The organism is Streptomyces sp. NBC_01288 (assembly GCF_035982055.1).
In the GTDB taxonomy this organism is placed as follows: Bacteria; Actinomycetota; Actinomycetes; order Streptomycetales; family Streptomycetaceae; genus Streptomyces.
The window spans coordinates 3,785,504-3,799,366 of record NZ_CP108427.1 but is presented as its reverse complement, the minus strand read 5'-3'; the positions used below and the strand labels follow the sequence as shown (position 1 = coordinate 3,799,366).

Sequence of the window (13,863 nt, the reverse complement as noted above, 5' to 3'; positions counted from 1 at the left end):
TCCCCCGTAGCTTGGTTGAATCAAAGTGATATCACTTTACCCGGGTACGGCAACCCTCAACCCCTCTCGTACGTCGGTTCCATAAGGACGGGTGCTGATTGTCACGTCCGTAATGGACCGGATCGACAGCCCTTTGTCACAACTCCTGGTGTTAGCTTTCTGAGCTGACTTGACGGGCGAACCTGTGTGACACCAGATCACAAGAGAGCGAAGCGGAGCGGAACGGACTCATGGGACGAGCGGAAGAGAGACGAGCGCGCCAACGCGGTGGCCACCGCGCGGCGCCCAAGACCCGCCGCTCGTCGGGGGCGGACGGCACGAGCGCGAAGGAAGGCTCGGGCGCCAAGGACGGCAAGAGCTTCATACGCAGGCTCTTCACCTGGAAGAAGATCCTCGGTACGTTCCTCGGCCTCTGCCTGCTGGGCATCGGTGCGTTCATCGTGCTCTACATGATGATCAGCATCCCCGCGGGCAACGCCGACGCGAAGCTGCAGAGCAACGTCTACAAGTACAGCGACGGCAAGGTCCTGACCCGCCAGGGCGATGTGAACCGCGAGAACGTCGACCTCTCGCAGGTCCCGAAGGACGTCCAGAAGACGTTCGTCGCCGCCGAGAACAAGACGTTCTACAGCGACGCCGGCGTCGACCTCAAGGGCACCGCCCGCGGTCTGCTCAACACGCTGTCCGGCAAGGGCGCGCAGGGCGGTTCGACGATCACCCAGCAGTACGTCAAGAACTTCTACCTGACGCAGGACCAGACCGTCACGCGCAAGCTGAAGGAAATGGTCATCTCGCTGAAGCTGGACCGCGAGAAGTCCAAGGACTACATCCTCGCCGGGTACATCAACACCAGCTACTACGGCCGCGGCGCCTACGGCATCCAGGCCGCCGCCCAGGCCTACTACGGGATCGACGCCAAGGACCTCGACGTCCCGCAGGGCGCCTACCTCGCCGCGCTCCTCCAGGCGCCGAGCCAGTACGACTGGCAGGCCGCGACGGACACCGGCCGCAAGCTGGTGCAGGCGCGCTGGAACTACGTCCTGGACAACATGGTCGAGCAGGACTGGCTGACGTCCACCAAGCGCGAGGCCATGAAGTTCCCGGTCCCCAAGGCGCCCAAGGCCGAGCCCGGCATGGAGGGCCAGACCGGCTACATGGTGTACGCCGCCGACCAGGCCCTGGAGAAGCAGCTGATCGCCTCGGGGCAGGCCGCCAACGCCAAGGACGCCGAGACGCTGGTCAACGCGGGCGGCTGGACGATCACGCTCAACATCGACAAGAAGAAGCAGGCCCAGCTGGAGAAGTCGGTCAAGTCCCAGCTGACCAGCAAGCTCGACAAGAAGAAGCGCAAGGTCGACGGCAACGTCCAGCCCGGCGCGGTGTCCGTGGACCCCAAGACGGGCGCGGTCCTGGCGATGTACGGCGGCTCGGGCTACACCGAGCACTACACGAACAACGCGACCCGCACCGACTACCAGCCCGCCTCCACCTTCAAGCCGGTGATCCTGGCCGCGGCCCTGGCCGACGAGGCCAAGACGCAGTCCGGCAAGCAGATCACGACGGACACGCTCTACGAAGGCACCAGCAAGCGCCCGGTCGTGGGCAGCGACATCGCGTTCGCGCCGGAGAACGAGGACGACCAGAGCTACGGCAAGGTCACCGTCCAGACGGCGATGAACAAGTCGATCAACTCGGTCTTCGCGCAGCTCGGTGTCGACGTCGGCATGGACAAGGTCATGAAGACCGCGGGCGAACTGGGCATGGACACCGGCGACCTGAAGGCCGTGCCCGCGCAGACCCTCGGCACCATGGGCGCGAGCCCGATGGAGATGGCCGGTGTCTACGCCACCTTCGACAACCACGGCAAGAAGGTCACCCCGGCGATCGTCAAGTCGGTCGCGCACAACACGCGCACGGTCACCATGCCGAACCCGATCGGCGCTCAGGTCATCCCGCGCGAGGCCGCCGACACGGTGTCCTCGGTGCTGACCGGTGTGGTCGACGACGGTACGGCGAAGGTGTCGGTGGCCGAGAACAGCAAGCGCGACGGGCAGCAGGTCGCGGGCAAGACCGGTACGTCCGACAACAACAAGTCGGCCTGGTTCACCGGCTACACGCCCGACCTGGTCACCTCGGTGGGTCTGTTCGGTGAGGACGCCAAGTCCCACGCCCAGGTGCCGCTGACCGGCGCGACCGGCCTGATCACCGCGGGCGGCGGCCGTATCAACGGTGGTGGTTACCCGGCGCAGATCTGGGCGACGTACATGTTCGGAGTGACCAAGGCGAACGGCAAGTTCGACCTGGACACCGACCAGGGCGCGGCCGTCGAGCCGGACTTCACGCCGACGGCGACCCCGACCCTGTCGGCGACGCCGTCCCCGACCCCGACGACCAAGTCGCCGTCGCCGACCCCGACGACGGAGTCACCGACGCCGACCCCGACACCGACGCCGACCCCGACACCCACCCCGACGCCGACGATCAGTCCGCCGGTGACACCGACCGGCGACAACACGGACAATCCGTTCGACCAGCTCGACCAATAGGCAGGTCACACGGAGAGAGGGCGCCCGGCGCAATGCCGGGCGCCCTCTCGTGTACCGCTGGGTGAACTCGCCTACCGCTAGGCGAAGTTCGCGGCGATCCGGTCGCCGAGTTCCTTGTCCACGTTCTGCCAGTAGCGCAGCGCGCGGTCGAGGACCGAGCGGGACACGTCGGCCTTCAGATGGCCGCTGACGTTCGCCACGAGCCGGTCGCGGGCGGCATCGTCGAGGACCTCGCGGACCATCGTGCCCGCCTGCCCGAAGTCGTCGTCCTCGCGGTGCAACTTCGTTGCCTCGCGGACCAGTTCACCGGCGGTCTGCCAGCTCGCCGGGTCGCCGAACTGCCCGTAGTCGGCCGCGGGGCCGCCGTAGGAGTTCGGGGCGTACGGCCGCGCCGCGTTGGACGCCTCGTACCGCATCGGGCCGTCCTTGGCATAGGAGTTGACCGGGGAGTGCGGCCGATTCGGCGGCAGCTGGGCGTAGTTGGGGCCGATCCGGTACCGGTGGGTGTCCGGGTACGAGAACAGCCGGCCCAGCAGCATCTTGTCCGGCGAGGGGCCGATGCCCGGCACCAGGTTCGAGGGCTCGAAGGCGGCCTGCTCGATGTGGACGAAGTAGTCGTCCGGGTTCCGGTTCAGGGTCATGCGGCCGACGTCGATCAGCGGGTAGTCCCCGTGCGGCCAGACCTTCGTCAGGTCGAAGGGGTTGAAGCGGTAGTCCGCCGCGTCCTCGAACGGCATGATCTGGACCTTCAGGGACCAGCTCGGCGCGTTCCCGGACTCGATCGACTCGTGCAGGTCACGGCGGTGCTTGTCGCCGTCGGACCCGGCCAGCTCGTCGGCCTCTGCCTGCGTGAGGTACTCGACGCCCTGGTCGGTCTTGAAGTGGTACTTCACCCAGAACCGCTCACCGGCGCCGTTGATCCACATATAGGTGTGGGAGCTGTAGCCGTTCATGTGGCGGTACGTCTTCGGGATGCCCCGGTCGCCCATCAGCCAGGTCACCTGGTGCGCCGACTCGGGGGAGAGGGTCCAGAAGTCCCACTGCATGTCGTTGCTGCGCAGCCCGGTCGCCGGGTGCCGCTTCTGCGAGCGGATGAAGTCCTGGAACTTGATCGTGTCACGGACGAAGAAGACCGGGGTGTTGTTGCCCACCATGTCGTAATTGCCGTGCTCTGTATAGAACTTGAGGGCGAAGCCGCGGGGGTCGCGCCAGGTGTCGGGCGAGCCCTGCTCACCGGCGACGGTGGAGAACCGTGCCAGCATCTCGGTGCGTTTGCCCGGCTGGAAGAGGTCGGCCCGGGTGAACTGGCTGACGTCGTTGGTGACTTCGAAGAAGCCGTACGCTCCGCTGCCCTTGGCGTGCACCACCCGCTCGGGGACCCGTTCCCGGTTGAACTGGGCCATCTTCTCGATGAGGTAGTGGTCCTGGAGCAGGATCGGGCCGTCGGCTCCGACGGTGAGCGAGTGTTCGTCGCTCTCCACCGGGATGCCGACGTTGTTCGTCGTGTACGGAGTGTGCTGGGGTGCCTGCGTCACGAGCGTCCTCCTGTTCGGAAGAAAGTAGGTCGCTTTCGCTTCGCGTACCCCAGCAGTCAACTCCGACGCCGGTATGTCGGCAACTTTTGGACGAGGTCTAATTCCGGTTCAGTTCGAACCAGACCACCTTCCCGGTGCTCAGCCGTGTGGCTCCCCACCGACGGGCCAGTCTGTTGACCAGATACAGCCCACGTCCGCCCTCGTCCGTGGCCCGCGCCTGCCGCAGCCGAGGCAGCTGGGGCACGTCGTCCCCGACCTCGCAGCGCAGCACGTCGGTCCGCAGCAAACGCAGAGTGACCGGGCGCGAGGCGTACCGCACGGCGTTGGTCACGACCTCGCTGACCAGCAGCTCGACGGAGTCGGTCATGTCCTCCATGCCCCAGCGGGCCAGCGCGCGCCGGGCCAGCCGGCGGGCCTGACCGGGGGCCGAGTCCTCCGGGTCGAGGAACCAGTACGCCACATCGCTGGGCGCGATCCCGTCGAAACGGGCGGCGAGCAGCGCGATGTCGTCGTCCCGGTCACCCGGGCCGAGCATGTCGAGCACCTCGTCGCACAGGGCTTCCAGGGGCGGCGGATGATCGGGTCCGGTGAGCTGCGCGACCGCGGCGAGCTTCTCGCGCAGCTGCTCTATCCCGGTCCAGACATCCCGGAGCCGCGACTCGACCAGCCCGTCCGTGTAGAGGAGCAGCGTCGCTCCCGCGGGGGCGTCCAGCTCCACGGCCTCGAAGTCGACGCCGCCGACACCGATCGGGGCGCCGGGCGGCACCCGCAGCACCTCGGCCCGGCCGCCCAGGTGCAGCAGCACCGGCGGCGGGTGTCCCGCGTTGGCGATGGTGATGCGGTGCGAGACCGGGTCGTAGACCGCGTAGAGGCAGGTCGCCATGCGGTCGGTGCCCAGCCGCTGGGCCTGTTCGTCGAGGTGGTGCAGGACCTCCTGCGGGGGCAGGTCGAGGCCCGCCAACGTCTGTGCGGTGGTGCGGAGTTGGCCCATGATCGCGGCCGAGGTCATGGAGTGGCCCATGACGTCGCCGACGACCAGGGCGACCCGGCTGCCGGGCAGCGGGATCGCGTCGTACCAGTCGCCGCCGACGCGTGCCGTCTCGGCGGCGGGCAGGTACCTGGACGCCAGCCGGACGCCGGTGGGGCGCGGCAGGGTCTCCGGGAGCATGGTGCGCTGGAGCTCGTCGGCGATGTACGCCTCACGGCCGTAGAGCACCGCCTTGTCGATGCCCAGCGCGCTGTGCGTGGCGAGTTGGGCGGCGACCAGGAGGTCGTCGGCCTCGAACGCCATGCGCTCGGGGCGGCGCAGGAAGAGCGCGGCGCCGATCACCCGGCGCCGGCCGCGCAGCGGCGCGAGGATCGCCCGCTGGCCGGCCGGGACGATCAACTCGCCGCCCTCACCGAGGAGTTCCGGCAACGCGGCGCGAGCGGCGGGCGAGTCGGCGAAGACGGGACGTACGCCCCGCAGCACCTCGTTGAGCGCGCCGCCGGGCCGTACCTCGCACAACTCGGCGGTGACCGCGGACAGTTCGGAGGGCTGCTCCGGCTGTATCGCGGGCATGAAGCCGTTCTCCGTGTCCCGCTCCTCCGGGATGCGGTCGGTACGGCGCAGCCGCAGCACGACGGGCCCGGTGGGCCGCTCGTCACCGACCGGCAGCGGATCACGCAGATAGACCAGGATCGCGTCCGAGAACGTCGGCACGGTCGCCCGGCACAGCCCCATGACGATCTCGTCGAGGTCGATGCCGCGGGCGATCCGCCGGGTCGCGGCGCCCACGAAGCGCAGCCGGTCCCCGTCCCGCCGCATCGGCATGGGACCGGCGGGCGGCAGCCCCTGTCCTGTACGGCGCTCCTTGGCGGCGGCGTCGGAGACCTCGCCGACGCCCGGCTGGGCCGGGATGCCGTCGGGCGCGGGGCGCGGGCGGTGGGCGTCGGGTTCGGCGGCCGAGGGCTGGGAGTGCTCGGAGCCACCTGCGGTGTCGGGCTTCACAGGGGTACCTGCCGGGTCCTTCCCCTTGGCGCGGGACGTGCTCGTACCCGGCGCCGACGACGGCTCACCGGTGCGTGCCTGTGCCGGTAAGCCGGCTCCACCGGACGGCCTGGACGGCGTCGAGGTGTGCAGGAGCGCCCCGCGGGGGTCTGCGGGGTCGGCGCCGCTCGGGCGCTCGAACGAGGTGGGATGCTCCGTCACGCGTGTCGAATCCGTCCGTCCGGGACCGCACGGGTTGCGTGCGGATCGTCCCGCTGAAATGCCGATACCCGGAATACGTGCCCCAGGAACGGAATTCCCGCGTGGTCAGAGGCTGTTCCTGTGCCACCGGCGGACCGGTGGCCCGGTCCCGTGGTGCCCTGATACCCCTCGCTCACGTCCTGCCGCCCCTCGGTGACGTCTGGTCAGTCCCGGTACATGCCCCGGGAGTTGTGCGGTGCCCTTGCGGAGGACGATCCTACGGTTGCGCACCGGGGGCGCATCAAGGGTCTCATGTGGACATGTGCGCGGGGGTGCGGTCCCAGTCCTCCGGAAGTGAAGGTACAGCCCAGGACGGATCCGGGCGCCAGTGCTGCCAGCCGTCCGCGAACGGAGACCCCCACGCGCGGATCGTCTCGATCGCCGACCAGCCCGCTTCCCTTACCCGCTCGGCGAGTTGGGGATCCATCAGACCGTCCCGCTGGGCCTGCGCGAACTCGTCCTCGTCGAGCCAGCGCCAACTGCGGTCCGGGTGGACGGAGATGTCCAGGAAGTGATCCACGGAGTCGACCCCGCCGTCCCAACGGACCTGCGGTTCCTCAAGGTTCACGTACCAGTTCTTGAACTGCCATCCGGGTTCCCAGAAAAGCCACACCGACCAGGGCTCACCGGGCCGCGCCAGCTTCAGCACACCGGTCCCGAACCAGTGGTCGCGCCGGACCGTACGCGGCTTCGTGTACCGGGTCTCCAACGGCTCCCCGTGCACCGACGTACCGTCCGCGAGCACCGGTCTCACACACTCGGTGCCGGGCGCCATCCAGACCGCGAGCAACTCCTCGTCGTCCCGGACGACCGTGACGGGGCGGGCGATGTGGAAGCGCGGTCCGGCGTTCTCCCGGTAGCGCCACAGGATCTGATCCCCGGGCGCCCAGAAGGCCGTAGACGTACCCGCTTCCACCGCTCGTACCGCTCCACCGTCTGTCATGAAGAGATATTAGGTGCCCCGGGCATACGACGCTGCGGTGCGCGTCACGGTTCACGCCAGGGCGACCATTGGTTACGGACGCGTCATCCGCAGGACATCGAGGGCCTCGTCGAGCTGCGCGACGGTCAGGTCACCGCGCTCGACATAGCCGTTCTCCAGCACGACCTGGCGGATCGTCTTCCGTTCCGCCAGTGCCTTCTTGGCGACCTTGGCGGCCTCCTCGTACCCGATGTACTTGTTGAGCGGAGTGACCACGGACGGCGAGGACTCGGCGTATTCACGCGCCCGTTCCCGGTGCGCGACGATCCCCTCGACGGTCCGGTCGGCGAGCAGCCGGGAGACGTTGGCGAGCAGCCGGATCGACTCCAGGACATTCTTGGCGATCACCGGCAGCATCACATTGAGCTCGAAGTTGCCCGCGGCCCCGGCGGTGGCGACGGTCGCGTCATTGCCGACGACCTGCGCGGCGACCATCAGCACGGCCTCCGGAATCACCGGGTTGACCTTGCCGGGCATGATCGAGGACCCCGGTTGCAGATCGGGCAGCGAGATCTCCGAGAGCCCGGTGCGCGGCCCGGACGCCATCCACCGCAGATCGTTCGCGATCTTCGTCAGCCCTACGGCGATGGTCCGCAACTGCCCGCTGGTCTCGACGATCCCGTCCCGCGCGCCCTGCGCCTCGAAGTGGTCCCGCGCCTCGGTCAACGGCAGCCCGGTGACCAGCGCGACCTCGGCGATCACGGCGGCGGAGAACCCGGGCGGGGTGTTGATCCCGGTCCCGACGGCGGTCCCGCCCAGCGGCAGCTCGGCGAGCCGCGGCAGCGAGGCCTCCAGCCGCTCGACGCCGTAGCGCACCTGCGCCGAGTACCCGCCGAACTCCTGCCCCAGCGTCACCGGCGTGGCGTCCATCAGGTGGGTCCGCCCGGACTTCACCACACCGGCGAACTCGACGGACTTGCGCGACAGCGCCCCCGCGAGATGCTCAAGGGCGGGGATCAGGTCATGGATCACGGCACCGGTGGCCGCGATGTGGATGGAGGACGGGAAGACGTCGTTGGACGACTGCGAGGCGTTGACATGGTCGTTGGGGTGCACATCGCGCCCGAGCCGCTCGGTCGCGAGGGTGGCGAGCACCTCGTTGGTGTTCATGTTGGACGAGGTCCCGGACCCGGTCTGGAACACGTCGATCGGGAAGTGCTCGTCCCACTTCCCGCCGGCCACCTCACGGGCGGCCTCCTGGATCGCCTCCGCGATGTCCTTGTCGAGTACGCCGAGTTCGGCGTTCACCTTCGCGGCGGCACCCTTGATCCGGGCGAGCGCCTCGATGTGGGCACGCTCGATGGGCTGCCCCGAGATCGGGAAGTTCTCCACCGCCCGCTGGGTCTGCGCCCGCCACTTCGCGTCGACCGGGACCCGCACCTCCCCCATCGAATCGTGCTCGATACGGAACGGACCCACTGTCTGACCATCGGCCATCGCCGATCACCTCCTGTGGGGGACAGCATCGCGGACACGTCCCGTGTTCCCACCACAGCGGAAGGAAACGGAGTGTCCCGGCCGAGGCCGTGTCCGCGAAGTCCCTCCCCCCTTCCCTTCAGGGCGTGGGAGGTGCCCCCACTCGCCGCACCGGGCGAGAGCCCAAGTACGTCCAGTACGAGGGCTTCCGCCCGGCAGTCCCGCCACCCTCCGGCCGGGGGAACCCCAGAGCAGGCACCGGACGCCGCAGGGCCCGCCCTTCGGGCGGACGACGGGACTTCGCGGACACGACCTGGCGCTCAGTGACCGGGCCCGGTGCACACCGGCCGGCCGGCCACCTCGGCGCAGGCCTGTGCCCCGCGCGGGTCGGCGGCGGCCAGCATCGGGCTGCTGTAGCCGTCCGAGCGGTGGCCCGGGTACTCGGCGGACAGTTCGTCCTGCCCCGCCCTGATGGAGATCTCCCGCGACCCGGCGACCCGGGTGCGCACTTCCGACCAGACGGTGGCGCAGGACGGCGAGTACCGCAGCAGTACGACCTGACGGGCCCGGGTCACGACGCTCTCCGTACGGGCGTCCCGCGCGCAGGTCTCGGAGGACGGCAGCGCCCCCTGGCAGCCACTGCCCCGGCAGGAGGCGACCGTGTGGTCGAGGACGCCGGCGGCACCGGCGGTGACCGCGACCGTGGTGGCCATCGCTGCGAGGGCGACGAGCGCGCGGGTCGGGGGCCGGAGGCGGAGCCGGCGGGACCGTACGGACGGGGCGGGGGCCGGGGCCGGAGCCTGCGGCGGGGGAGGCGAGGGCCGGGACTGCTCCCGGGCCGCCGCGTCCCACAGGGAGAGCAGTGCCTCGGGTTCGGCGTGCGCGAGCCGGGCGAGGGCCTCGACGGCTGCCCGGGGCGGGAGTTGGCCGCTGTTGAGGTAGCGGTGCCAGGTCGACTTGCTGAACGGGGTGACGGAGGCCAGCGCGGCCAGGCTCAGCCCGGTCCGCCGCTTGAGGAGCCGGAGCCGTTCTGTGAGGAGCGGCCCCGCGTCGTCGTAAGGGCCGGACAGAGACCGCTGCTGCTCGACCGTCACGTGGCTTTCCATCCTGCTCCTCGCCGTACCGGGGTGAACGCCGTGATCCGTTCCCGGGGCCGGCCGCGTGCCACACCCCGATCACCGGAATATGAAGGGGTGTTGACCTGGCGCCACCCGACGGGACGCATGGGGCTGTCCCGTCGGGTGGCGCCGCGGGTCAGTCGAGGGTCAGCACCAGCGGACGGCGCTGTGGTTGTGGACGTAGTGCGCGGAGACGTAGCCCTCGTGGTGCGGGAGCTTGTACCAGCGGTGGTTGCCGAAGACGTCCGACCCGCGCGTCTTGCAGACGATGGGCAGCGCCCGCCCGACCGGCCGCGTACCGACGACCCGGTAGCCGGTGCCGGGGCCGGAGCGGACGTTCAGGTGCCGGTAGTGGTGGGTCGTGACCCGGCCCCAGGCATGGGCGGTGACGTGGTGCCGGGCGGGGTTCGTCGGGTGGGCGGCCGGGGCGGCGACGGCTGTCACGGGGAAGACGGCGACGGCTGCGATCGCGGCGACGAGACCGTTGCGCAGAGTGCGTCGGATCATGGGGGGTTCCTCCGAGTCGACCGAGGACCACGGGGTGTGGTCCAGTCGGTTCGGAGCTTTTCCGGCAAACCGGGCGAAGATGCCGTCCCGGGTGTCCCTGGGACGAAATGGGACGGTGGAGGAGGTGAGGGAGGCGGGGCGGGCGGGTCTTGCGCGTCCCGGGACGGCATCGATCAGCCCGTCCGGCGGTTGAGGACGAGGCCCCTTCAGGGCCGATGGGGGTCCAGGGGGCGGAGCCCCCTGGCGGGGTGGAAGGGGCAGCGCCCCTGGTGATGGGACGGGTAGGGGCGGCGGGGGCGAGCCGCATCCATCAGCGGCTCCGCCGCGGGCCCTACGCCAGCCCGGGCCCCCGCACCGGAATATGCGTGAACGTAGGCTCCGGCGCCGGGTTCTGGAAGAAGTCGTTGCCCTTGTCGTCGACCACGACGAACGCCGGGAAGTCCTCCACCTCGATCCTCCAGACCGCCTCCATGCCGAGCTCCTCGTACTCGACGACCTCGACCTTCTTGATGCAGTCCTGGGCGAGCCGAGCGGCCGGCCCGCCGATCGACCCGAGGTAGAAGCCACCGTGCGCGTCACACGCGTCGGTGACCTGTTTGCTCCGGTTCCCCTTGGCCAGCATCACCTTGGAACCGCCCGCCGCCTGGAACTGCTCGACGTACGAGTCCATGCGCCCGGCGGTCGTAGGCCCGAAGGACCCGGACGCGTACCCCTCGGGAGTCTTCGCGGGCCCCGCGTAGTACACCGGGTGGTCCTTCAGGTACTGCGGCATCTCCTCGCCCGCGTCCAGCCGCTCCTTGATCTTGGCGTGCGCGATGTCACGCGCCACGACGAGCGGCCCGGAGAGCGAGAGCCGGGTCTTCACCGGGTACTTGGTCAGCTCGGCGAGGATGTCGTCCATGGGCTGGTTGAGGTCGATCCGCACCACGTCCTCCTCGCCGGAGTCGAGATGCTCGTCGGTCGTCTCCGGCAGGAACCGCGCCGGGTCGGTCTCCAGCTGCTCCAGGAACACGCCCTCGGCGGTGATCTTCGCGACGGCCTGCCGGTCGGCGGAACAGGACACGGCGATGGCGACGGGGCACGAGGCGCCGTGTCGGGGCAGCCGCACCACCCGCACGTCGTGGCAGAAGTACTTGCCGCCGAACTGCGCCCCGATCCCGATCCGCTGCGTCAGCTCGAAGACCTTCTGCTCCAGGTCCTTGTCACGGAACCCGTGCCCCAACTCCGAACCCTCGGCCGGGATCTCGTCCAAGTAGTGCGCGGAGGCGTACTTCGCGGTCTTCAGCGCGTACTCGGCGCTCGTACCGCCGACCACGATCGCCAGGTGGTACGGCGGGCAGGCGGCCGTCCCCAGCGAACGGATCTTCTCCTCAAGGAACTTCATCATGGAGCCCTCGTTGAGGACCGCCTTCGTCTCCTGGTAGAGGAACGACTTGTTGGCCGAGCCGCCGCCCTTCGCCATGAACAGGAACTTGTAGGCGCCGCCGTCGGTCGCGTACAGCTCGACCTGGGCGGGCAGGTTCGACCCGGTGTTCTTCTCGTCCCACATGGTCAGCGGGGCCATCTGCGAGTACCGCAGATTGAGGTTGAGGTAGGCGTCGTAGATGCCGCGCGACAGGGCGGACTCGTCCTCACCTTCGGTGAGGACGTTCTGTCCCCGCTTCCCCATGACGATCGCGGTACCGGTGTCCTGGCACATGGGCAGCACACCGGCGGCGGCGATGTTCGCGTTCTTCAGCAGATCCAGCGCCACGAACTTGTCGTTGTTCGACGCCTCGGGGTCGTCGATGATCCGGCGCAGCTGCGCGAGGTGGGCGGGCCGCAGGTAGTGCTGGATGTCGTGGATCGCCTCGGCGGCGAGCTTGCGCAGCGCCCCGGGCTCGACCTTGAGGAACGTCCGCCCGTCGGCCTCGAAGGTGGAGACACCCTCGGAGGTCACCAGCCGGTACGGGGTGGTGTCCTCTCCCATGGGGAGCAGATCGGTGTACGCGAACTCAGGCATTGTCGCCCATTCCTCACTCGACAGACAGCACGGCCGGCCGCCATTGGCAGGCGTCACCAGCGTAGAACCTGCCACTGACAGCGAGCTTGTGAGGTAAGGCTCAGTTGCTCCGGGCGTTCGCCGCCACGCCAACGTTGTCCACACCCCTAGTCGCGATCTATCGCGTTTCGGTACGCTGCTGCCGTGGACCTTCAGAAGCAGCCCGCATCCGCGCCCACGGCCCCGCAGCCCGCGCCCGCCGCGACCCAGCTGCGCGCCTCGGACGCCGACCGTGACCGCATCGCCGACATCCTGCGCGAGGCCCTGGCCGAGGGGCGCCTGGACGCGGACGAGCACGCCGAGCGGGTCGAGGGGGTGCTGAGCGCCAAGACGGTCGGCGAGCTGGAGGTCTTCATCCAGGATCTGCCGGTCGCGCACGGGCGCCGGGCGACGACCCCGTCGTACAGCCCCGCTCCGAACCGTCCGACGGAGGGCGCGATCCCGGCCGAGGCCGACGAGCACGTGGTGGCGGTGTTCAGCGCCGCGATGCGCAAGGGCCGCTGGCGCGCGGGCCGCCGCATGCACGCGTACGCCGTGTTCGGCAGCATCGAGATCGACCTCAGCGAGGCGATCTTCGAGTACCAGCAGGTCGTCATCAAGGCGGTCTCGGTCTTCGGCAACGTCGAGATCCGCGTCCCGGAGAACGTGTCGCTGCGCGGCACCGGCGGCGGCGTCCTCGGCAACTTCGAGGTGGACACGCTGGATTCACTGGAGCCGGACGCGCCCGTGGTCTTCGTCGACGGGTGGGCCGTACTCGGAAACATCGAGGCAAAACCCAAGCGGGGCAAGCTCGTTGCGGACATTCTCGATCGGGTTCAGCGCAAGGTCGACAAGAATTTGCGCAAACACCTGGACCGTTGACGGTTGTGAATCGGGACACATGTGGAGCTGATCGGTCCACGCCCGTACGGCCCTGACATCGCGCAGAAGCGCCCGAAAACCAGCGGTTCGGAACTCAGTGCATAGGCGCGCGCACAGCGGGTAGGCCTTGCTGCATCGTCTCTCGCTCGCGAAGCCGTCGTCAGGAGTAGACCGTGCTGCAACCGCCGCATTCGTCCCTGCAGGTAGCTGCTGTTCCGGCTCAGCGGGTGCCTGCGCGAGACAGGGACCAAGACGCTCCCTGGCACACCGAAGCGGTGTGCCGGCGCGACGAGGCAGGCCTGTTCTTCGCACCCTCCAAGGAACCCACCGCCGCCCGACTCTCCCGCGAGGACGCTGCGAAGCGCGTCTGCGCCCGCTGTCCGGTCATGGTCGAGTGCCGGGAGCACGCACTCCTGCAACCCGAGCCCTACGGCGTCTGGGGCGGCCTCACCGCCGCCGAACGCCGCGTGGTCCTGGCCAGGCGCCGCCGCCGCGACCTGGAACTCCAGAAGGCGCGAGCGGCAGGCCGCATAGCAGCGGCAGGCTGACCGACCGACGTAGAAAGGGGCGCCCCCACCGCACCGGGGGCGCCCCTTTCACGTACGACCGTGTGGTCGTGGCTTCGTT

The 13,863-nt window shown here is 69.4% G+C and carries 10 protein-coding genes; 3 read left to right on the top strand and 7 right to left on the bottom strand.

Annotation, left to right across the window (positions count from 1 at the left end; genetic code table 11):
* Positions 1-230 precede the first annotated feature (230 nt).
* The gene (locus OG194_RS16395; protein WP_327401587.1) at positions 231-2,546 is read left to right on the top strand and encodes a transglycosylase domain-containing protein; all 2,316 of its coding nucleotides are present in this window, start codon (positions 231-233) and stop codon (positions 2,544-2,546) included.
* Between the two features lie 77 nt (positions 2,547-2,623).
* On the opposite strand, the gene OG194_RS16390 is transcribed toward OG194_RS16395, so the two are convergent.
* The 7 genes from OG194_RS16390 to OG194_RS16360 form a co-directional block, all read right to left on the bottom strand.
* The gene (locus OG194_RS16390) at positions 2,624-4,081 is read right to left on the bottom strand and encodes a catalase (RefSeq protein ID WP_327401586.1); all 1,458 of its coding nucleotides are present in this window, start codon (positions 4,079-4,081) and stop codon (positions 2,624-2,626) included.
* A 97-nt stretch (positions 4,082-4,178) separates the two neighbouring features.
* A complete protein-coding gene (locus tag OG194_RS16385; RefSeq protein ID WP_327401585.1) occupies positions 4,179-6,272 on the bottom strand; it encodes a SpoIIE family protein phosphatase in 2,094 nt (697 codons plus the stop codon).
* Positions 6,273-6,561: 289 nt separating this feature from the next.
* A complete protein-coding gene (gene fomD / locus OG194_RS16380) occupies positions 6,562-7,254 on the bottom strand; it encodes a cytidylyl-2-hydroxypropylphosphonate hydrolase (RefSeq protein WP_327401584.1) in 693 nt (230 codons plus the stop codon).
* Positions 7,255-7,326: 72 nt separating this feature from the next.
* Entirely contained in the window at positions 7,327-8,730 is a 1,404-nt protein-coding gene (locus tag OG194_RS16375) for a class II fumarate hydratase (protein WP_327401583.1), read from the bottom strand.
* A gap of 299 nt (positions 8,731-9,029) precedes the next feature.
* Positions 9,030-9,815 carry a helix-turn-helix domain-containing protein gene (locus OG194_RS16370; RefSeq protein WP_327401582.1) on the bottom strand — a complete coding sequence of 262 codons (786 nt, stop codon included), beginning with the start codon at positions 9,813-9,815 and terminating at the stop codon, positions 9,030-9,032.
* Between the two features lie 159 nt (positions 9,816-9,974).
* The gene (locus OG194_RS16365; RefSeq protein WP_327401581.1) at positions 9,975-10,334 is read right to left on the bottom strand and encodes an SH3 domain-containing protein; all 360 of its coding nucleotides are present in this window, start codon (positions 10,332-10,334) and stop codon (positions 9,975-9,977) included.
* Between the two features lie 331 nt (positions 10,335-10,665).
* Positions 10,666-12,336: a fumarate hydratase gene (locus OG194_RS16360; protein ID WP_327401580.1), complete on the bottom strand. Its 1,671-nt coding sequence runs from the start codon at positions 12,334-12,336 to the stop codon at positions 10,666-10,668.
* Positions 12,337-12,519: 183 nt separating this feature from the next.
* Here OG194_RS16360 and OG194_RS16355 point away from each other — a divergent pair, with 183 nt between their 5' ends.
* On the top strand, positions 12,520-13,236 hold the full coding sequence (locus OG194_RS16355) for a DUF1707 SHOCT-like domain-containing protein (protein ID WP_327401579.1): 717 nt from the start codon (positions 12,520-12,522) through the stop codon (positions 13,234-13,236).
* 173 nt (positions 13,237-13,409) lie between these two features.
* On the top strand, positions 13,410-13,784 hold the full coding sequence (locus OG194_RS16350) for a WhiB family transcriptional regulator (protein WP_026150672.1): 375 nt from the start codon (positions 13,410-13,412) through the stop codon (positions 13,782-13,784).
* The last annotated feature ends 79 nt before the right edge of the window (positions 13,785-13,863 follow it).

What these genes read in the sequence shown, in the direction of transcription:
- OG194_RS16395 (WP_327401587.1), top strand. Translation starts at nt 231, where the DNA reads ATGGGACGAGCGGAAGAGAGACGAGCGCGCCAACGCGGTGGCCACCGC.
- fomD (WP_327401584.1), bottom strand. Translation starts at nt 7,254, where the DNA reads ATGACAGACGGTGGAGCGGTACGAGCGGTGGAAGCGGGTACGTCTACG.
- OG194_RS16375 (WP_327401583.1), bottom strand. Translation starts at nt 8,730, where the DNA reads ATGGCCGATGGTCAGACAGTGGGTCCGTTCCGTATCGAGCACGATTCG.
- OG194_RS16370 (WP_327401582.1), bottom strand. Translation starts at nt 9,815, where the DNA reads ATGGAAAGCCACGTGACGGTCGAGCAGCAGCGGTCTCTGTCCGGCCCT.
- OG194_RS16365 (WP_327401581.1), bottom strand. Translation starts at nt 10,334, where the DNA reads ATGATCCGACGCACTCTGCGCAACGGTCTCGTCGCCGCGATCGCAGCC.
- OG194_RS16360 (WP_327401580.1), bottom strand. Translation starts at nt 12,336, where the DNA reads ATGCCTGAGTTCGCGTACACCGATCTGCTCCCCATGGGAGAGGACACC.